17 protein-coding genes are annotated in these 19,410 nt (G+C 58.1%); 9 read left to right on the forward strand and 8 right to left on the reverse strand.

The genetic code is table 11. From position 1 onward, the window contains the following. Positions 1-59: 59 nt before the first annotated feature. On the forward strand, positions 60-518 hold the full coding sequence (locus ACRAWE_RS11105) for a methylglyoxal synthase (RefSeq protein ID WP_015377363.1): 459 nt from the start codon (positions 60-62) through the stop codon (positions 516-518). A 33-nt stretch (positions 519-551) separates the two neighbouring features. On the opposite strand, the gene helD is transcribed toward ACRAWE_RS11105, so the two are convergent. Further along, the gene (helD, locus tag ACRAWE_RS11110; RefSeq protein WP_432525347.1) at positions 552-2,606 is read right to left on the reverse strand and encodes a DNA helicase IV; all 2,055 of its coding nucleotides are present in this window, start codon (positions 2,604-2,606) and stop codon (positions 552-554) included. Positions 2,607-2,772: 166 nt separating this feature from the next. Between helD and ACRAWE_RS11115 the strand changes: the two genes are divergently transcribed. Together ACRAWE_RS11115 and yccS are read left to right on the forward strand one after the other, a co-directional pair. Beyond that, positions 2,773-3,225: a YccF domain-containing protein gene (locus ACRAWE_RS11115; protein ID WP_025159665.1), complete on the forward strand. Its 453-nt coding sequence runs from the start codon at positions 2,773-2,775 to the stop codon at positions 3,223-3,225. Positions 3,226-3,251: 26 nt separating this feature from the next. Beyond that, positions 3,252-5,387: a YccS family putative transporter gene (yccS, locus tag ACRAWE_RS11120; protein WP_063919144.1), complete on the forward strand. Its 2,136-nt coding sequence runs from the start codon at positions 3,252-3,254 to the stop codon at positions 5,385-5,387. Between the two features lie 3 nt (positions 5,388-5,390). On the opposite strand, the gene ACRAWE_RS11125 is transcribed toward yccS, so the two are convergent. Further along, on the reverse strand, positions 5,391-6,047 hold the full coding sequence (locus tag ACRAWE_RS11125; protein ID WP_025159666.1) for a TfoX/Sxy family DNA transformation protein: 657 nt from the start codon (positions 6,045-6,047) through the stop codon (positions 5,391-5,393). 230 nt (positions 6,048-6,277) lie between these two features. Between ACRAWE_RS11125 and sulA the strand changes: the two genes are divergently transcribed. Together sulA and ompA are read left to right on the forward strand one after the other, a co-directional pair. Further along, positions 6,278-6,784: an SOS-induced cell division inhibitor SulA gene (sulA, locus tag ACRAWE_RS11130; protein ID WP_432525348.1), complete on the forward strand. Its 507-nt coding sequence runs from the start codon at positions 6,278-6,280 to the stop codon at positions 6,782-6,784. A gap of 357 nt (positions 6,785-7,141) precedes the next feature. Then, positions 7,142-8,221, forward strand: a complete 1,080-nt coding sequence (ompA, locus tag ACRAWE_RS11135; protein ID WP_025159667.1) for a porin OmpA — start codon at positions 7,142-7,144, stop codon at positions 8,219-8,221. Between the two features lie 106 nt (positions 8,222-8,327). On the opposite strand, the gene matP is transcribed toward ompA, so the two are convergent. Beyond that, on the reverse strand, positions 8,328-8,786 hold the full coding sequence (matP, locus tag ACRAWE_RS11140) for a macrodomain Ter protein MatP (RefSeq protein WP_019454505.1): 459 nt from the start codon (positions 8,784-8,786) through the stop codon (positions 8,328-8,330). Positions 8,787-8,996: 210 nt separating this feature from the next. Here matP and ACRAWE_RS11145 point away from each other — a divergent pair, with 210 nt between their 5' ends. From ACRAWE_RS11145 to fabF, 4 genes are all read left to right on the forward strand, one after another. Further along, positions 8,997-10,745 carry an AAA family ATPase gene (locus ACRAWE_RS11145; RefSeq protein ID WP_025159668.1) on the forward strand — a complete coding sequence of 583 codons (1,749 nt, stop codon included), beginning with the start codon at positions 8,997-8,999 and terminating at the stop codon, positions 10,743-10,745. Positions 10,746-10,813: 68 nt separating this feature from the next. Continuing rightward, a complete protein-coding gene (gene fabA, locus ACRAWE_RS11150; RefSeq protein WP_019454507.1) occupies positions 10,814-11,332 on the forward strand; it encodes a bifunctional 3-hydroxydecanoyl-ACP dehydratase/trans-2-decenoyl-ACP isomerase in 519 nt (172 codons plus the stop codon). 284 nt (positions 11,333-11,616) lie between these two features. Beyond that, complete coding sequence (locus ACRAWE_RS11155; RefSeq protein ID WP_019454508.1) at positions 11,617-12,144, forward strand: winged helix-turn-helix transcriptional regulator; 528 nt, start codon at positions 11,617-11,619, stop codon at positions 12,142-12,144. Next, a complete protein-coding gene (fabF, locus tag ACRAWE_RS11160) occupies positions 12,141-13,418 on the forward strand; it encodes a beta-ketoacyl-ACP synthase II (RefSeq protein WP_019454509.1) in 1,278 nt (425 codons plus the stop codon). The genes ACRAWE_RS11155 and fabF overlap by 4 nt, the downstream gene beginning before the upstream one ends. Before the next feature lie 63 nt (positions 13,419-13,481). Here the strand turns inward: fabF and rmf are convergent, their stop codons facing one another. From rmf to ACRAWE_RS11185, 5 genes are all read right to left on the reverse strand, one after another. Next, positions 13,482-13,652: a ribosome modulation factor gene (gene rmf, locus ACRAWE_RS11165; RefSeq protein WP_004928150.1), complete on the reverse strand. Its 171-nt coding sequence runs from the start codon at positions 13,650-13,652 to the stop codon at positions 13,482-13,484. Positions 13,653-13,922: 270 nt separating this feature from the next. Continuing rightward, positions 13,923-14,483 carry a membrane integrity-associated transporter subunit PqiC gene (gene pqiC, locus ACRAWE_RS11170; RefSeq protein ID WP_019454510.1) on the reverse strand — a complete coding sequence of 187 codons (561 nt, stop codon included), beginning with the start codon at positions 14,481-14,483 and terminating at the stop codon, positions 13,923-13,925. Continuing rightward, complete coding sequence (gene pqiB / locus ACRAWE_RS11175) at positions 14,480-16,126, reverse strand: intermembrane transport protein PqiB (RefSeq protein WP_019454511.1); 1,647 nt, start codon at positions 16,124-16,126, stop codon at positions 14,480-14,482. Before pqiB ends, pqiC begins: the two co-directional genes overlap by 4 nt. Then, a complete protein-coding gene (gene pqiA, locus ACRAWE_RS11180) occupies positions 16,113-17,429 on the reverse strand; it encodes a membrane integrity-associated transporter subunit PqiA (RefSeq protein WP_019454512.1) in 1,317 nt (438 codons plus the stop codon). Before pqiA ends, pqiB begins: the two co-directional genes overlap by 14 nt. Before the next feature lie 73 nt (positions 17,430-17,502). Then, entirely contained in the window at positions 17,503-19,407 is a 1,905-nt protein-coding gene (locus ACRAWE_RS11185) for an ABC transporter ATP-binding protein (RefSeq protein ID WP_063919141.1), read from the reverse strand. Positions 19,408-19,410 lie beyond the last annotated feature (3 nt).

Below are 19,410 nucleotides of genomic sequence, written 5' to 3' on the forward strand. Positions count from 1 at the left end.
GCAGTGAAAAACAGTTTCAGTAATCTGTCGCACATCCCCGATTAGCGAAGGACATCGAGATGGAATTGACCACCCGCACTATCGCCGCGCGCAAACACATTGCGCTGGTGGCGCACGATCACCGTAAACAGGCCCTGCTGGAGTGGGTAGAAAGCCACAAAACCATTCTGGCGCAGCACCAGCTGTATGCTACCGGCACCACCGGCAACCTGATCCAGCGCGCCAGCGGCATTCCTGTCACCAGCATGCTAAGTGGCCCAATGGGCGGCGATCAGCAAGTCGGCGCACTGATTGCGGAAGGCAAGATAGACATGCTGATCTTCTTCTGGGATCCGCTGAATGCGGTGCCGCACGACCCGGACGTGAAGGCGTTGTTGCGGCTGGCGACCGTATGGAATATCCCGGTGGCCACCAACCGCTCAACCGCGGATTTTCTCATTGACTCTCCGCTGTTCAAAAGCGAAGTGGAGATCGCCATCCCCGACTATCAGCGCTATCTGCAAGATCGCCTGAAATAGTCCTCGCGGCCTGGCGGCCGCCAGGCCGGATGCTTAAGGCTTTTTCTGCGCCGGGACGCCAAGCTCCCGCAGGTGTTCAACGAACACCGAAGGACGTTCAGGATCCTGCAACAGCCAAACCTGATGTTTGGCGCGAGTCAATGCGACATACAGCAGGCGGCGCTCTTCAGCATCCGGGAAGTCCTCCGGCTGCGGCAGCAGCACCTCTTCCAACACCGACTCACGCGCCACGGCAGGGAAGCCGTCACGCCCGTCATGCAAACCGGCGATGATGACGTATTCCGCCTGTTGCCCCTTGCTGGCGTGGATGGTCATAAACTCCAAATCCAGCTTGGGCCAGCGGGTGGCCGCTTTCGCCAGCGCTTCCGGTTTCAGATGGTGATAACGCGCCAACACCAGGATACGCTCATCCGGCTTGGCATAACCGCTCAGCTTGTCCAACAAGGGCTCCAACTGCTCGTGCGGCAAGATCGCCACCGACTTTTTATTGCCCTTGCTCAGGCTGTTGAGCGGTTTTTTCAGCTGATGCGGATTCTGCTGCACGAACCGGTTAGCCACCTCGCCGATCCGCTCATTGAAACGATAAGTGGTATCCAGCGCGCACTGCGCCCCTTCGCCGAAGTTCGTGGCGAACGCCGTGGTTAACGTCAATTCTGCGCCGCTGAAGCGATAAATCGCCTGCCAATCATCACCCACCGCAAACAGGCAGGTCTGTTTGTTCTGCCGGCGCAGCGCCGCCAGCAACAGCGCGCGCTGCGGCGAGATATCCTGAAATTCATCGACCAGAATGTGTTTCCACGGGCTGACGAAGCGCCCCTTGTCAAGAATATTGACCGCCTGATGGATAAGGCCGGAGAAATCCACCGCCCCCTCCTCTTTCAAGGCGCTTTTCCAGGCCTTAAGCAGCGGTGCCATCAGCCGGATACGTTTCGAGAACAGATCACGAATCTCTTCATTCGCCTGCTCAATCATTTCCGCCTGGCTGCCGCCGTGCATGCGCATCAGCCCCAGCCAGCGCTCCAGCCGGCCCGCCAGCCGATCCGCCAGGCGTTTATCCTGCCAGAAGTCGCCTTCCGGCACGTCCCATTCCAGCTCTTCAGTCAACCATTGACGCCACCCCTTGGCCTGGGCTTTCTTCTCCGCACACTGTTGGCGCCAGTGGGCAATCAGCAGCTCTTTGCGCGCTTTGGCGTCGGTTTCCAAGCGGCTGATGGCAGGTGCTTTACGACTGCCCTGCTGAATGATTTGCAGCGCCAATGCATGAAAGGTTTTGGCCTGAATGCCGACATCACCCAGGCGTTCTTTAATGCGGTCGTTCATTTCACCGGCGGCCTGACGGCCGAACGCCAACAGCAAAATTTGGCCCGGCTCCGCCTCCTGACGACGCAACAGCCAGCCGGCGCGCGCCACCAGCACTGACGTTTTGCCGCTGCCGGCGCCGGCCAGCACCAGCACGGAATCCTCGCCATTGACCACCGCACGGCTCTGAGACTCATTGAGCGGCGAACTCTCGACGGTCTGGAAGAAGTCATGGTGCTGCTCCAGCATGCGCTCGGTCCATTGCCGGTTGCGTTGGTCGACGCTGCGCTGCCCTTGCTGCAGCCATTGCAGACACAGCTGATAGTCGGCGCGGCAGTTATCGAACGCCTCCAGGCGCGCCACCGGCATCGGCAGCGCGGAGAAAGCCTCGCGAATTTGCTGCTGCAGCTTGCCCAACTCAGACTTTTTGAACCACTTATCTTGTTGCTCGATGCGCTGGATCTGCGCCACCTGCTGTTGCAGCACGCCGGCGCTGATCTCGCTCATTTCGGCGCTCCACTGCTGCCACGCCTGCTGCAGATAGTGATAAAAACGCTGCGTTTCCTGCCATTCGGTGCCGTGCAGCCGCACCACTTTTTCGTCCGGCAGCTCAAATTCCAGCTCGCCCCAGACGATGCCGCGCTTGCACCTGACCTGAATCAATTGATTGAAGGGGATCAGGTATTCATGTTTTTCCCCGCTCACCTCAACACCGGCGTGCAGCAACCGCACGCGGTTATAAGGGTGCTGAGCCAGGTGTTTCCCCAGCGATGTCGCTTTAAGTTCCATATCGTCGCGCCATGACTATGTTGAGATTAAATAACGGATATCTGCCAGTTTACCTGCGATAAGCAGTGGCACTCTAGCGCTAAAAAAAAGGTAGAATAGATTTTGCGTTTTTATCGTGAATACGCCCGCATCGCGGTTTGGCCATCATTAGAGCAGAATGACGTCTATGCGTACTGTACTGAATATTCTTAATTTTGTGTTGGGCGGTTTCGTCACCACGTTCGGCTGGCTCATCGCCACGGTGTTCAGCGTGCTGCTGGTCATCACATTGCCGCTTACCCGCTCCTGCTGGGAAATCACCAAGCTGTCGCTGGTGCCGTTCGGCAACGAAGCGATACACGTCGATGAACTGTACCCGGAGAAAAGCAATACGCTGCTTTCCGCCGGCGGTTCGCTGCTCAACATTATCTGGCTGGTGCTGTTCGGCTGGTGGCTGTGCCTGTCGCACATCGCCGCCGGTATCGTGCAGTGCATTTCGATCATCGGCATTCCGGTCGGCATCGCCAACTTCAAAATTGCCGCCATCGCACTGTGGCCGGTGGGACGCCGCGTCGTCTCGGTAGAAATGGCTCAGCAAGCCCGTATTGAGAATGCTCGCCGCCAATATCAACAGCGTTAATTTTTTCTCCGTTTGAGGAGTTTTTCGTGCTCTCTTTTGCACCCGCAGTTCGTCGATATACCTACAACAGCAACCTGCTGTACCACCTGCGCATCCTTATTGCGCTGACCGGCACCACCGCCGTTCCCTGGTGGCTGGGCATTCCCAAGCTGACCATCCCGCTCACGCTGGGCGTGGTGGCGGCGGCCCTGACTGATTTGGACGATCGCCTGGCCGGCCGGCTGCGCAATCTGCTGATCACCCTGGTATGTTTCTTTATCGCCTCCGCCTCGATCGAGCTGCTGTTCCCCTATCCCTGGCTATTCGCCCTGGGCTTAACCACGTCGACCTGCGGTTTTATTCTTCTTGGCGCCCTGGGGCAACGTTACGCCACCATCGCCTTCGGCGCGCTGCTGATCGCGGTTTACACCATGCTCGGCACCGCCATGTACGATGCCTGGTATCAACAGCCGCTGCTGCTGGTGATCGGCGCACTGTGGTATAACCTGCTGACGCTGGCAGGCCACCTGTTGTTTCCTATCCGGCCGCTGCAAGAGAACCTGGCGCGCTGCTACGATCAATTGGCCAACTATCTGGACGCCAAAGCCAACCTGTTCGATCCCGATGCCGAGCGCGACGCCGACCTGCCGTGGATGGATGTCGCGATGGCCAACAGCGCCTTGGTTGCATTGCTCAACCAAACCAAAGCCTCGCTGTTGACGCGCCTGAAAGGCGATCGCGGCCAGCGCGGCACTCGCCGCACCTTGCACTACTATTTTGTCGCCCAAGATATCCACGAACGCGCCAGCTCTTCCCACGTTCAGTATCATGCGCTCAGCCGACAATTCCGACACAGCGACATTCTGTTTCGCTTCCAGCGGTTGCTGAGCATGCAGGCGCGCGCCTGTCGCCAGCTAGCGCAATCCATCCTGCTACGGCAAAAGTATCAGCACAACCCGCGTTTTGAGCCGGCGTTCAACCGCATTCAGGAAGCCTTGACGCGCATCGCCGAAACCCAGGGTAATGCCGAGCAAGCCAAGGCGTTGGCGCATCTGCTGAAAAACCTGCATGCGATCGATGCGCAGTTGGCCAATATCGAATCAGAGCAGACATTGGCCAGCGGGCAGGCGGAAGAGAACAGCCTGGCCGACGACCGCTTAACCGGCTGGAGCGACATCCGCCTGCGCATCAGCCGCCATTTGACGCCCCAATCGGCCCTGTTCCGTCACGCCATCCGCATGTCGGCAGTGCTGTGCGTAGGCTACGCCTTCATTCAATTCACCGGCATGCAGCACGGCTACTGGATCCTGTTGACCAGCCTGTTCGTCTGCCAGCCGAACTATAACGCCACCCGCCGGCGCCTGGCGCTGCGCATCATCGGCACCCTGGCCGGCATACTGATCGGTTTGCCAATCCTCTATTTCGTACCTTCAGTGGAAGGGCAGCTGGTGTTGATCGTTATCACCGGCGTTCTGTTCTTCGCTTTCCGCACCGTGCAATATGCCCATGCCACCATGTTTATCACGCTGCTGGTATTATTGTGCTTTAACCTGTTGGGCGAAGGGTTCGAAGTGGCTGCCCCGCGCGTTTACGACACGTTGCTGGGCTGCGCCATCGCCTGGGCGGCGGTCAGCTTTATCTGGCCGGACTGGAAATTCCGCCAGTTGCCGGTGGTGGTGGATAAAACGCTGAATGCCAACTGCCGCTATCTGGACGCCATTCTGGTGCAATATCATCAGGGTAAGGATAACGGCCTCGCCTACCGCATTGCGCGGCGGGACGCCCACAACAGCGACGCCGAATTGGCTTCGGTCATCTCTAACATGTCCGCCGATCCCAAAGCCGACAAGGCCCTGCAGGAGGCCGCCTTCCGCCTGCTCTGCCTGAACCACACTCTTCTGAGCTATATCTCGGCATTGGGGGCGCATCGCGAGCGGCTGAGTACCCCCGCCACGCTCGATCTGCTCAATGACGCTGTGTGTTACGTGGATGGTGCCTTGCATCAGGAAGAGCAGAACAGCCAGCGGGTTGCACAGGCGTTGGAGCAGCTGGCTGAGCGCATTCGCAAAGCCGTTCCGGAGCCGGAAAGCAAAGAACAGTTGGTCCTGCAGCAGGTGGGGCTGATGCTCGAACTTCTGCCGGAGCTCACCGCGCTGCACGCCCAAATTAATAAGACAACCTAATGTTCAGGGCCTGATCGACGGGCCCTGAATCACCGGTTCATGTCCGTGACGGCGCATCGCCATCGTATGTTCGAACCAGCGCACCAGCTCGTTACGCAATTCGGCCGGCAACGCCGCCTGGTGATAGCCGGCTATCGCGCCCCCCAGCGACAGCAAGACTCGCAGCCCCAGATTGGTCTGCTGTTGCAGTAAACGCAGATAGCTGCGCTTGGCGCCTTGCAATCGGAGATCATAGGCGTTGCGAATGCCCGCTCGCCACAGCAGACGCTCCATATTGACGTCAATATTCGGCAGCGCCTTCAACCTGCCGTGATCGCCGGCCTTGAGCCTTTGCTCCCGGCGCGCCTCTCTGACCGCCTGCCAAGCCAGCCCCACCAGCTCGTTGCACTCGCGCCACAGCGACTCGTCAACCCAGTAATAACGCAGTGTGATCGGCACGCCCCGCTTGGAATAGACCATGTTGACCATTCCCCGTGCGCGAAACACCGGCTCCATGCTCGCCGTTGCTCGCAAATACAGCTCGCCTTCTGCGATCACGGCGAACATGACCCCTTCAGCCAGCAGGCCGTAGCCGCCAAACTGCGATCGCGTGGTGATGGCCCCCAGCGCCGCAAAGCAATTTTTAGCCTGCGCGATTCTACTCGTCGACATCCTTTTCATAGTGTTTCTCCGTTTTAGGTTCTGGTCGTAATATTTCTCTCATCAATGAAAAAAGTAACGCGAACAACTAATTAGAAAAATACGCACTATCCGTCTGCCTGCCAATCCCAAACAAACCCCGGTATAAAAAATGTTCGTAATTATGCGAGCCGCTACGAAAATTTGGGTTGATCTTATCCTAAATCAGGGATACTGTATAAACATACAGTAACACGACGGGCGGGAACTCAATGCGTACTCAATCACTCTACCAACCTCATTTCGGCCAAGGCGCTTTTACAGCGCGCAACGTTGCGAAGAACACGAATGTCGGCAAAGAGAATGGCTTGATCAGTGAACTTGTTTACAACGAACGCCAGCCCGCCGTGGCTCAATTGTTGTTGCCCTTGTTGCAGCAATTGGGCAAGCAGTCTCGCTGGCTTTTATGGCTGACGCCGCAGCAAAAATTAAGCAAGCAATGGCTGCAGCAATCCGGCCTGCCGGTGGATAAAATGGTGCAGCTAAGCCAAATCAGCCCGGTAAATACGGTTGAGGCGATGGAAAAAGCGCTGCAAACGGGAAATTACAGCGTGGTTCTCGGCTGGTTGCCCGAGCTAACGGAGGAGGATCGTCTAAAATTAAGACGTGCGGCAGAATTGGGTAATGCCTACGGGTTTATCATGCGTCCTCAACGTGACATTGGCCCGACTCACGGACACTGTTCCACCCTAAAAATTCACTCTTCTTTGTATCATTAAGTAAATTTAGGATTTTTCCCATCATTTTCGCACCCCGTGAAGGGAACCTTTGCGGGGTCAGGCAGAAAGCTAGTCCGGCTGCGGTTTGGCACGAAAAAACGCCTGGTGAATCGCCGTTTTTTTAGGCGAAGAATGTTAGCAAATATGTACGATTCCGCGTTTTTTTTTAGAGCCTTATCACATCACACTTGTAACTTTCGCGCCACGTTGTAGACTTTACATCGCCAAGGTTGCTCTATAACGCCAGAAAAACTGGCGAGTAACAAACGAGGGCTTAAACCTTGGCGAAGGAATTTAACCAAGGGCTTAAAACAGCTTTAAAGCTCATTGCCTATTTGGATGATAACGAGGCGCAAAATGAAAAAGACAGCTATCGCATTAGCAGTGGCACTGGCAGGTTTCGCTACCGTAGCGCAAGCCGCTCCAAAAGATAACACCTGGTACACCGGTGCTAAACTGGGCTGGTCCCAGTACCACGACACTGGTTTCTACGGTAACGGTTACCAGAACGGTATCGGTAACGGCCCAACCCACAAAGATCAGCTGGGTGCAGGCGCGTTCCTGGGCTACCAGGCAAACCAATACCTGGGCTTCGAACTGGGCTATGACTGGCTCGGCCGCATGCCTTACAAAGGCAGCGTGAACAACGGTGCTTTCAAAGCACAGGGCGTTCAACTGGCCGCTAAACTGAGCTACCCAATTGCTGACGATCTGGACATCTACACTCGTCTGGGTGGTATGGTATGGCGCGCAGACTCCAAAGCTAACTACGGCAACGGCACTCGCCTGAGCGACCACGACACCGGCGTTTCTCCGCTGGCTGCTGTTGGTGTTGAATACGCACTGACCAAAAACTGGGCTACCCGCCTGGACTACCAGTTCGTAAGCAACATCGGTGACGCAGGTACCGTTGGCGCACGTCCAGACAACACCATGCTGAGCCTGGGCGTTTCTTACCGCTTCGGTCAGGATGACGTAGTTGCTCCAGTTGCTCCAGCTCCAGCTCCGGCTCCAGTTGTTGAAACCAAGCGTTTCACTCTGAAGTCTGACGTGCTGTTCAACTTCAACAAAGCAACTCTGAAGCCACAAGGTCAGCAGGCTCTGGATCAGCTGTACACCCAGCTGAGCTCCATGGATCCTAAAGACGGTTCCGTAGTTGTTCTGGGTTACACCGACGCCGTTGGTTCTGCTCAGTACAACCAGAAACTGTCTGAAAAACGCGCACAAAGCGTTGTTGACTACCTGGTCTCCAAAGGCATCCCGTCAGACAAAATCTCTGCACGTGGCATGGGCAAAGCTGATCCAGTTACAGGCAACACCTGTGGCTACAAAGCTGGCCGCGCTACCAAAGCTCAGATCGACTGCCTGGCACCAGATCGTCGCGTAGAGATCGAAGTTAAAGGTATCAAAGACGTTGTAACTCAGCCTCAGGGCTAAGTTTACTCGCTTAGTAAAAAACCCCGCATTGCGGGGTTTTTTTTCGTCTTGAATTTATCCGAGCATTCAAAGCCATACGCAACCGAAGGCTCTCCCTCAGCCCCGTTTACTTGGGCTCTTTGCCGAGAATCGCCTTCAGGTCTTCTTTCAACGACGACATCTGGTTCGCATACTTCTCTTTGCGTTCAGCATCCTCGATAAGCTGCACCACGGTTTCCGACAGCGTAACGCCGCGGCGGCGTGCTAAAGCAGCCAGGCGTTGCCAAACCAAAAACTCCAAATCGATAGATTTTTTACGCGTATGCTGGTGTTCTGCGTTAAAATGACGTTTGCGGCGGGCGCGGATCGTTTGCTTCATCCGGTTATCCAGTTCCGGATTCATATGGGCGGCAATCCATGCAAGTACCTTTACCGGCTCATTTTCCAGCTTCAGCAGCTCGTTAACCGCTTCCTGAGCAGCGCTGTTTTCAATGTAGCGGGTAATGAGTTCCCCTTCCCGGTGCTTCTTCACCAGGTACTTCCATTTCCAACCGCTCTCCAGATTTTCCAGTTGCTGATATTTCATCTTGAGCTCTTCAGTGACCGCGTAACTTCAACTAAGCATAACAGCTTTGCGCCGAATTTCCCCGGCAATTAAGCCGTCTTTTAGACTGTTTTTTGCACAGTCATCGCGCGATGTCAAACTCCCTGACGCCAACTGGCACTCCGCATGTATCAAGCCGCCGTTATTCTTGTATAATCGCCCTTTCCCTTTTTAACGATTGCATCTAACACTTTGACCAATAACCGACTTGAATGGCAATCTTTATTGCCGGACGTAACGCCTTATCAGGCGATATTTGATACCGCCGCTCAGTTGGCACCCGTGCCCTTTTCCGCCATTCAGCCTCGGCTGGAAAATGCCCTGACGCTATTTTGCCACCCCCAATCGCCGCCGCGCTTTATGCTGTTGAAAGCGCAAGAAACGCGCGAGTACCTGGAGCTGATCGCTAACGCCGTCAAGCCGCTGCTGACGAAAAATACCGCATTCCGCGGCAGCCACTATGTCATTCAGGATGGCCAGGTCAGCGTAGCACCGGCCAGCCGTGGCGATGAACCTTTCGCCGCCGGCGGCGCTTGCGTGTTCCAGGATTGGATTGAACCCGAGCAGCTGTTTGGCTGCGTGCGGATCCACAATGGTGACATCACCCTGCAGCCAGGCCTGGTGCACCAGGCCAACGGCGGCATTCTGATCCTGTCGGCCCGGGCGCTGCTGGCCCAGCCGTTGCTATGGCTGCGGCTGAAGCAAATGATCGGCCAGCGCCAGTTCCATTGGGTTTCGCCCGACGAAACCCGCCCGCTGCCGGTAGCCATTCCGCCAATGCCGCTGGATCTGCGTCTGATCGTCGTCGGCGACCGCCACGGTCTGGCCGATTTCCACGATATCGAGCCGGAGCTGAGTGAACAAGCGGTCTACGGTGAATACGAAGACGACCTGCAGCTGACCGAAGTTGATGATATGGCGCAGTGGTGCGGCTACGTCAACGGCGTGATCGCCGAGCGACAATTGCCGATGCTGGCGGCCGACGCCTGGTCGCCGCTGATCGTCCAGGCGGTGCGTTACAGTGGCGACCAGGGCATCCTGCCGCTCTCGCCGGTTTGGCTTGGTCAGCAGCTGTCCGAAGCCGCTCTGTATGCCGAAGAGGATCGCATTACCGCCAAAGCGTTTGAAGCGGCGTTGAATGCCCGCGAATGGCGTGAAAGCTATCTGGCCGAGCGTATGCAGGATGAGATCGAACTGGGCCAGATCCTGATTGAGACCGAGGGTGAAGTCGTCGGACAGATCAACGGGCTGTCAGTTCTGGATTATCCCGGTCATCCGCGCAGCTTCGGCGAACCGTCGCGCATCAGCTGCGTTGTGCACCTCGGCGACGGCGAGTTTACTGACGTCGAGCGCAAAGCCGAACTGGGCGGCAACCTGCACGCGAAAGGCATGATGATCATGCAGGCGTTCCTGATCGCCGAGCTGGATCTGGATCAGCAACTGCCCTTCTCCGCCTCGATCGTCTTTGAACAATCTTACGGTGAAGTGGACGGCGACAGCGCCTCGCTGGCTGAGCTGTGCGCATTGGTCAGCGCCCTGTCGCAGCAGCCGATCACTCAACAGATCGCCGTCACCGGCTCCGTCGACCAATTCGGCAACGTACAGCCGATAGGCGGCGTTAACGAAAAGGTCGAAGGTTTCTTCGAGGTTTGTTTGCGTCGCGGTCTGACGGGCAAACAGGGCGTCGTATTGCCCGTGACCAACGTGCGCCACCTGTGTCTGCGTCAAGATATCGTCGATGCGGTGCGCGAGGGGCAGTTCCATCTGTGGGCAGTCGAAAGTGCGGCGGAAGCCTTGCCTTTGCTCACGGGTTGCCTCTACTCTGACGAACAACAGCCGAATCTGTTGGCGGCCATTCAGGAACGGATTGCGCAGGTCAGCCTGCAGGAACGCCGCCGTCCGTGGCCGCTGCGCTGGCTCAACTGGTTCAACCACGGCTGATCGGACTTGTTCAGCGTACACGTGTTAGCTAACCTGCGTCCTTCATTAAAATAAGGCTTACTGAGAACATGGTAGATAAACGCGATTCCTATACGAAAGAAGACCTCGAAGCATCCGGCCGTGGCGAGCTGTTTGGCGCCGGTGGCCCACCGTTGCCGGCAGGTAACATGTTGATGATGGACCGCGTGGTCAAGATGACCGAAGACGGCGGCACTCACAACAAAGGTTATGTGGAAGCGGAACTGGATATTAATCCGGACCTATGGTTCTTCGGTTGCCACTTTATCGGCGATCCGGTCATGCCAGGCTGCCTGGGCCTGGACGCGATGTGGCAGTTGGTCGGCTTCTACCTCGGTTGGCTGGGCGGCGAAGGCAAAGGCCGCGCGCTGGGCGTCGGTGAAGTCAAATTCACCGGCCAGGTGCTGCCAACCGCGAAGAAAGTGACCTATCGCATTAATTTCAAGCGCGTCATCACCCGCAAGTTAATCATGGGCGTCGCCGATGGTGAAGTGCTGGTTGACGGTGAAGTAATCTACACCGCCACCGATCTGAAAGTGGGCCTGTTCAAGGATACCGCAGCGTTCTAATCGCGCTGAAGAGAAGGCGGCCACCGCCTTCTCTTTTCAAGCCAATCGGCGGATTATCACTTTCGCCTTCAGTGTCTGAGTATCCCAATTCTCACGGCCTGCTTTACCCCCTGACTCCGCTATCTCTGCCCTATTCCTATCTGATGCGGCCAAATCAACAGCGGCTCAAACGCGCCCCTTATCATCGCCCTGACGGTTTTTTCCTCCTGCTGTTTGCTTGCCTTTCAAGATCGCCTAATATGTCTACCTAGTAACTACAATAAATGTACTTACAAAGGAATCAAATGCAAAAAACCTGTTTTAGCGATGCGCCTTGCCCGGTTGCGCGCTCATTGGATCTCGTCGGAGAATGGTGGAGCATCCTGATTCTGCGCGACGCCTTTCAGGGGCTCTCCCGATTCGACGAATTCCAGCAGAGCCTGGGGATGTCGCCAACTCTGCTGGCCCGACGGCTGAAGGATTTGGTCGCCCACGGCATTCTGCATAAGGAACTCTATCAAACGCGGCCGGCGCGCTATCAGTATCTGCTCACCGAGCGCGGCAACGATTTTCTCCCCGTGCTGGCTGCCCTCTCGCAATGGGGTAATCGCCATCTGACCGACGGTGACATCAGCGCCCAATTGATCGACAGCCGTTCCGATCAACCGATCGAGGTACAGTTGATCAATCACGACACTCAGCAACCGGTGCCGCAACGGTTTATTACGTTGGCGCCAGGGCCGGCGGCCAGCGACGGCATACATCAGCGCGCCGAGTTGATGCGGCGCCGGCGCCTCGAAAATTTCCCAGAATTGACCAAGGAGACATCATGAACCATCGTCGTATCGTCATTACCGGCATGGGCGCCGTTTCACCGCTAGGGTGCGGCGTAGAGACCATCTGGCAGCGTTTGTTAAACGGGGAATCCGGTATTCGTCCTCTGCCTGAAGAGATCGTGGCAGAGCTGCCGGTCAAGGTGGGAGGACAGGTTCCCGAGCTGGCGCAAGATGCCGAGGCGGGATTCAACGCCGACGCTGCCGTCGCCCCCAAGGACCAAAAGAAAATGGATCGCTTTATCCTGTTTGCCATCGCGGCGGCGGACGAAGCCATTCGTCAGGCCGGCTGGATAGCCGATACGGAGGAAAAACAGGAGCGCACCGCCACCGTCATTGCCTCGGGCATTGGCGGTTTCCCGGCGATTGCCCAGGCGGTACGCACCACGGACAGCCGAGGCGCCAAGCGCCTGTCGCCGTTCACCATCCCCTCTTTCCTCGTCAACCTGGCGGCCGGGCATGTGTCAATCAAGCACCGCTTCAAAGGCCCGATTGGCGCCCCGGTCACCGCCTGCGCGGCCGGCGTGCAGGCCATTGGCGATGCGGTGCGTCTGATCCGCAATGATGAGGCCGATATTGCGCTATGCGGCGGTACCGAGGCCGCGATAGATACCGTCAGTCTGGGCGGCTTCGCCGCCGCGCGCGCCATGTCCACTGCACCGGCCGAATTGGCGCGCCAGGCCTCCCGGCCCTTCGACAGCGCCCGGGACGGGTTTGTCATGGGGGAAGGCGCCGGCATGCTGGTGATTGAAACGCTGGAACACGCGCTGGCGCGCGGCGCCACGCCGCTCGCGGAAATCGTCGGTTATGGCACCAGCGCCGATGCCTACCACATGACCTCCGGCGCTGAAGACGGCAACGGCGCCTATCGGGCGATGAAAATCGCGTTGAAGCAAGCGAACGTCGCCCCCGAGGAAGTTCAGCACTTAAACGCGCACGCGACCTCGACTCCCGTCGGCGATTTGGGCGAAATCAACGCCATCAAACATTTGTTTGGCAGCGCCGGGACTGTCGCCGTGACCTCGACAAAATCAGCGACCGGGCACCTGCTTGGCGCCGCTGGCGGGCTGGAAACCATCTTTACCGCCCTGGCCCTGCGCGATCAGATAGCCCCTGCGACGCTGAATCTGGATAACCCCGATCCGGCGGCGGCAGGCCTGCACCTGGTCGCGAAACAGGCGGAGTCGATGAACATGACCTACGCCTTATCAAACGGCTTCGGGTTTGGCGGCGTGAATGCGAGTATTTTGTTGAAACGCTGGCGGGATGAGTAAACGCTGAAACAAAAACCTCCGCCAAAGGGCGGAGGTTATTCCTTTTATTTGACAGGGAGCCGCTTAAGCGGTCACAGCCCTGTCTTCCATGGCTTCTCGCCAACCTCCCAGCCATTGAGACCGGGCGTCCACTGATGATTGGTAGGGACAATGTTCCCTGGAACGCCCTAAAATACCTGCCTGATACCCTCTCGAATGCGCCCTTTCCAGACGATCGCGTTTCTGTCTCTTCATGCCTCGTTTCCCTCATTTTGGTCTGGTGGAAAGAAAACAATGGCTGCTTTTTGCGCAGCCACGAGTAATCAATAGCGCTAAAAGAGCAGAAGATCAATGCGCAAAATTCACGCCAATGTCATATTTGTGAGCTACACACGCGGAAAAGGCTAAGTGGCTGATCTGCAGGGAAAGGATTTAACTGTTTGAAATGAAATAAAAATCCCTGCCGATGAGAAAAAAAGACTTTTCACGCCGACAGGGATTAGATGATTTTAGACCAAATTATGACTAAATGCCGCCCATCTGTGTTGCGATAGCCTGAGCCTCCTGCTGCCAGCCCTGCGCCAGGGTGCGCACCAAGGCGTCATAACCGTCCTCACCCTGTTTCAGCTCCAGGCTGAACGGCCGTTTGATCAAACGCCCCTGGCGGTTCAGCACCCACTCGCCGCGAATGATCGCTTTACCGTCAAAGCGGCCGTGGAAACCGCTGATGGTCACGTTCAGCACATCCTGATCGCTGCTCATCGGCTGCGAAGAGACCACCCAGCCCGGCAGCGCGCTGCTCAGGTTGGTGACCAGCGTTTGCTGCAGCTGCTGGTCGAGCGGGCTGGCCCACAGGTTATTTTGGGCTATCACGTACTGGACGTCGTTGGTCTGATACACCACGCCGCTCTGCGCCAGATAATCCGCCACGCTCACGTGCTCCAGCCACAGCTGGCGCGTGGAGGCGCCGCTGCTGCTGACCGCCGCCGGCGCGCCCAGCGCCGGCAACTGATAGTAGGTCTTCTGTGGTGAACTGCTGCAGGCGCTGAGCAACAGCGCCAGGGCTACCGGGATCCATTTCATCATTTAGTGGCCTTCTTCGGCTGAGGGTCATTGCTGCCAGCGGCTTCAAACACCAGCGCGTTGCTCTTCTCATTCAGGGTGCGCAGCACCGGCTGCAGCTCACGCAACACCTGGTCGAGGCGCTGCATGTCGCCCACCATCTTGTTGTAAGCCGGTGAGCCAGGCTGGAACCCTTTCATGCTGCGGTTCAGCTCCAGCAGCGTTTTCTGCATATCCTGCGGCAGCGCCTGCATCTCTTTGCTGGCGATGATGTCGTTCAGCGACTTCATGGTCTGCTGCGTCGACTTCATGGTTTTCTGGCTTTCCGCCAGCGTTTTGGTCGCCTCGTTGATCATCGGATTGATCGGCATCGCGTTGATCTTGTCCAGCGTCTGCATCAGCTTCTGCTGGATCTGTGCCAAACCGCCGCTGGTGGTCGGCATCAGCGGATAACCGAAGACCTCACGCGGCCCTTTCCACGCCTTCTCCTGCGGATAGAAGTCGAGATCGATATACAGCGAACCGGTCAACAGGTTGGCGGACTTCATCGAAGCGCGCATGCCGCGGGACTCGGCGTCTTTCAAGTGCCCTTCGATATCGAAGTTGCCGCCCAGCTGTTTCTGGAAACGATCCGGCTCGATACGGATCAGCACCGGAATGCGGTAATCGTTATCCAGACGCTGCGCCATGCCCTCTTTATAGAACGGCACCTGCGCCACCGTACCCAAACGGATGCCACGGAACTCGACCGGCGCGCCCGGCTGCAGGCCGCGTACCGAATCGGAGAAGAACAGCAGGTAGTCTTTATGCACGGTATACAGCGAATCCTGCGTGCTGCGCTGGTTGTCGAACAGCTGGTATTCCGCCTTCTCTTTCGCCTGCTCACCGCGATCCCAGCCGTCCGGCACATCGAAGCTGACGCCGCCGCTGAACAGCGTGGTCAACGACCCCATCTCCACCCGCATGCCCTGCGCCGACATGTCGAACGCCACGCCGCTGTCTTTCCAGAAGCGCACGTTGGTGGTGACCAGTTGGTCATAAGGCGCGGTGATGAACAGCTGATAGCGCATGGCGCGCTCTTTAGGATCGAAGTAACTGGTCTCCACCGACCCGACGCGATAGCCGCGGAACAGCACCGGATCGCCGGCGTTAAGCTGGCCCGATTTTTCGCTGTCCAGCACGATGCGCAGCCCTTTGGCGTCCGGGGATGCCAGCGGCGGCGCATCGAGCAGCTGATAATTGTCTTTGCCGTCTTTACCCTTGCTGCCCGGCTGCAGTTCGATATAGGCGCCGGAGAGCAGCGTACCCAAGCCGGAGACGCCTTCACGGCCGATCTGCGGCTTCACCACCCAAAAGGCAGAGTCCTGGCGCAGCAATTTCTCCATGCCGGAATTAAGGCGCGCCTGCACCATCACCTTGCTCAGGTCATCGCTCAGCGTGACGGTTTCCACCACGCCGACGTCAACGCTGCGGCTTTTGATTTTGGTTTTACCCGCTTCCAGCCCTTCCGCCGTCGTAGTGACCAGCGTCACCACCGGCCCCTGATGGCTGAAGTGGTAAAACAGGATCCAGGCGCCGATCAGCGCGGTCACGATGGGAATGATCCACACCGGCGACCAGCGTTTGATCTTCTCAACGTCCGCGACGCTATGATTATTTTCCGTCACCTTGCGGCTCCTTGTTGATTGTTTCACTTGCGCGATCCCAGGTCAGCCGGGGATCAAATGTCATGGCGGCGAACATGGTGAGGATCACCACCAGCGCGAACAGCACGGCGCCCGTCGCGGGATAAATGCTCATCAACTGCCCCATTCGCACCAGCGCCGACAATACGGCGATCACAAACACGTCGATCATTGACCAGCGGCCAACGAATTCGACCACTTCATAAATCAGATGCATGCGCTCGCTGTCGGCGCGCGGCTTCTTCCTGCCGTTGGCGTCCCAGCACAGCCAGCCGATCGCCAGCATTTTCAGCGACGGCACCATGATACTGGCGATGAAAATCACCATCGCCACCGGGTAAGAACCGTCTCCCCACAGCAGGATCACCCCCGCCATGATGGTGGAGTTCATCTTGTTGCCCAGCGCCTCGGTCACCATGATCGGCATCAGGTTGGCCGGAATATACAGCATGATGGAGGTTACGAGCAGCGCCAGCGTCCATTGCAGGCTGTGGCGGCGACGCACGTAGCCCTTGGTGTGGCAGCGCGGGCAGCGCACCTGACTGGCCGGCAAGATCGCCGTGCAGCAGGCGCAGGAGCGCACGCCCTGGCGCATGCCGGTGCGCCCCACCGTCAGCGGGCGATCGAGACGCGGCGCCGGCTCGATGTCCTGCCACAGCCAGCGCCGATCCACGCACTGGAAGGCGCGAACCTGCAGCAGACAGAACAGGCAATACGGCACGAAGCTGCTGCCGATGCCGATATCGCCATAGGCCATCAGCTTGACGAAGCTGACCAGTACCCCGGCGAGGAAAATCTCCACCATGCACCAGGTCTTGAACTGGAACAGCACCCTGGCCATCCACTCTTTAAGCCCCAGCGGCAGTCGCACTTTGGCGCACAGCAGGATGATCGCCACCATGCAGAACGCCGGGATCAGCTGCACGAACACCATAAACAGCGTGGCCATGCTGGCGTAGTCTTCCGCCACCATGACTTCCGGAATTTGAATCAGCCGGATCTCGTTGCCGAGGCCGGCGACGCGCATGTTGATAAACGGGAAGATGTTGGCCAACACCAACATGAACAACGCGCTGAGCGCGTAACCGATCGGCCGCTTGCGCGGCTCGTCCCAGCGGGCGCTGAGCGTGGTTTTGCAGCGCGGGCATACCGCTTTGCTGCCATAGGCCAGCGGCGGCAGCGCCACCAGCATGTCGCATTGCGGGCACAGTATCAGGTTATCCTGCTGCTGCGCCGCCGGTGCGGAATGACTATGCTGCTGATGATTGTTGTGGGAACACACCATATTCCTCCTCAATAACGTTGCTCACCGGCACGTCGATACCGCCCGCAGCAGCGCGCGGGCGGTATCGCAACGGTCAGCCGTTTTTCATCGCTTCCAGCTCTTCCCAGCGGGCGAAGGCCTGCTCCAGCGCCTGCTCGGCGTTAGCCAGCGCCGTCAGCACCTCTTGCGTTTCGCTGTGCGGCCGCGTGAAGAAGTCGGCGTCGCTCATCTGCGCCTGCAGCGCTTCGATTTCCGCCTCCAGCTGTTCGAGCCGCTGCGGCAGCTGTTCCAGTTCGCGCAGCAGGTTGTAGCTCAGCTTGGCCGCCGCCTTCTTCGGCTGTTCGGCCTTCTTCTCCGCCGCCGGTTTGTTCGCGCTCGGCGCCGCCTGGCGAATCGGTTTCGCCGTGGCGCGCTGGTGATGCGCATCGTAGTAGCCGCCGACGAAGGCGTTGATCACGCCATTGCCTTCGAAGATCCAACACTCGGTCACCGAGTTGTCGACGAACTGACGATCGTGACTGACCAGCAACACGGTGCCCTGATAGCCGTCGATCAGCTCTTCCAGCAGCTCCAGCGTTTCGACGTCGAGATCGTTGGTTGGTTCATCGAGGATCAGCAGATTGCTCGGTTTCAGAAACAGCTTAGCCAACAGCAGACGGTTACGCTCACCGCCCGACAACGCCTTCACCGGCGTCATCGCGCGTTTCGGGTGGAACAGGAAGTCCTGCAGATAACCCAAGACGTGACGAGGGCGGCCGTTGACCATCACTTCCTGCTTGCCTTCCGCCAGGTTGTCCATCACCGTGCGCTCCGGATCGAGATCGGCGCGGTGCTGGTCGAAATAAGCCACTTCCAGCTTGGTGCCGCAGTGCACGCGGCCGCTGTCGGCTTTCAGCTGACCGAGCATCAGTTTCAGCAGCGTGGTTTTACCGCAGCCGTTAGGCCCCACCAGCGCAATCTTGTCGCCGCGTTGCACCTGAGCGGAGAAACCGCGCACCAGCACTTTCTCGCCGACCTGATAATTGACGTCTTCCAGCTCGAACACGATTTTGCCGGAGCGAGTCGCCTCTTCCACCTGCATCTTGGCGGTGCCCATCACTTCACGACGCTCTGAACGCTCGACGCGCAGCGCCTTCAGCGCGCGCACGCGGCCTTCGTTGCGGGTACGGCGCGCCTTGATACCCTGACGGATCCAGACCTCTTCCTGCGCCAGCTTGCGGTCGAACTCGGCGTTTTGCAGCTCTTCCACCCGCAGCGCTTCTTCTTTGCTCTGCAGATACAGATCGTAGTTGCCCGGCCAGGAGACCAGCTTGCCGCGATCCAGATCGACGATGCGCGTCGCCATGTTGCGGATAAACGAACGGTCGTGCGAGATGAAGACGATGCTGCCGTCGAACTCTTTCAGGAAGCCTTCCAGCCAGTCGATGGTTTCGATATCCAGGTGGTTGGTCGGTTCGTCGAGCAGCAGCACGCGCGGTGAGCTCACCAGCGCGCGGCCCAGCGCCGCTTTACGCAGCCAGCCGCCGGACAGCGAAGACAGTTCGGCGTCGCCGTTCAGCCCCAGCTGCAGCAGCACTTCGCTGATGCGGCTGTCGAGCTGCCACAGCCCCTGGTGATCGAGGATCTCCATGATTTGCGCCATGCGCGCCAGGTTTTTCTCGCTCGGGTCGCTTTCCACCAGGTGCGAGATCGCGTGATACGCCTTCAGGTGTTCCGCCTGCTCCGCGACGCCTTCCGCCACGAAATCGAACACGCTGCCGCCGATATTGCGCGGCGGATCCTGTTGCAGGCGCGCCACGATCAGATCCTGTTCGTAGATCACCCGGCCGTCGTCCAGCGGGATCTCTTTGCCGAGGATCTTCAGCAGCGTGGATTTACCGGCGCCGTTGCGCCCGACAAGACACACGCGCTCGTTGTCTTCGATATGAATTTCGGTGTTGTCTAAAAGCGGCGCATCACTGAAAGAGAGCCAGGCGCCGGACATGCTGATTAACGACATAGT

Source organism: Serratia sp. BFP-2025 (assembly GCF_050880365.1).
Classification (GTDB): domain Bacteria; phylum Pseudomonadota; class Gammaproteobacteria; order Enterobacterales; family Enterobacteriaceae; genus Serratia; species Serratia surfactantfaciens.

What these genes read in the sequence shown, in the direction of transcription:
- ACRAWE_RS11105 (WP_015377363.1), top strand. Translation starts at nt 60, where the DNA reads ATGGAATTGACCACCCGCACTATCGCCGCGCGCAAACACATTGCGCTG.
- helD (WP_432525347.1), bottom strand. Translation starts at nt 2,606, where the DNA reads ATGGAACTTAAAGCGACATCGCTGGGGAAACACCTGGCTCAGCACCCT.
- ACRAWE_RS11115 (WP_025159665.1), top strand. Translation starts at nt 2,773, where the DNA reads ATGCGTACTGTACTGAATATTCTTAATTTTGTGTTGGGCGGTTTCGTC.
- ACRAWE_RS11125 (WP_025159666.1), bottom strand. Translation starts at nt 6,047, where the DNA reads ATGAAAAGGATGTCGACGAGTAGAATCGCGCAGGCTAAAAATTGCTTT.
- sulA (WP_432525348.1), top strand. Translation starts at nt 6,278, where the DNA reads ATGCGTACTCAATCACTCTACCAACCTCATTTCGGCCAAGGCGCTTTT.
- ompA (WP_025159667.1), top strand. Translation starts at nt 7,142, where the DNA reads ATGAAAAAGACAGCTATCGCATTAGCAGTGGCACTGGCAGGTTTCGCT.
- matP (WP_019454505.1), bottom strand. Translation starts at nt 8,786, where the DNA reads ATGAAATATCAGCAACTGGAAAATCTGGAGAGCGGTTGGAAATGGAAG.
- fabA (WP_019454507.1), top strand. Translation starts at nt 10,814, where the DNA reads ATGGTAGATAAACGCGATTCCTATACGAAAGAAGACCTCGAAGCATCC.
- ACRAWE_RS11155 (WP_019454508.1), top strand. Translation starts at nt 11,617, where the DNA reads ATGCAAAAAACCTGTTTTAGCGATGCGCCTTGCCCGGTTGCGCGCTCA.
- fabF (WP_019454509.1), top strand. Translation starts at nt 12,141, where the DNA reads ATGAACCATCGTCGTATCGTCATTACCGGCATGGGCGCCGTTTCACCG.
- rmf (WP_004928150.1), bottom strand. Translation starts at nt 13,652, where the DNA reads ATGAAGAGACAGAAACGCGATCGTCTGGAAAGGGCGCATTCGAGAGGG.
- pqiC (WP_019454510.1), bottom strand. Translation starts at nt 14,483, where the DNA reads ATGATGAAATGGATCCCGGTAGCCCTGGCGCTGTTGCTCAGCGCCTGC.
- pqiA (WP_019454512.1), bottom strand. Translation starts at nt 17,429, where the DNA reads ATGGTGTGTTCCCACAACAATCATCAGCAGCATAGTCATTCCGCACCG.
- ACRAWE_RS11185 (WP_063919141.1), bottom strand. Translation starts at nt 19,407, where the DNA reads ATGTCGTTAATCAGCATGTCCGGCGCCTGGCTCTCTTTCAGTGATGCG.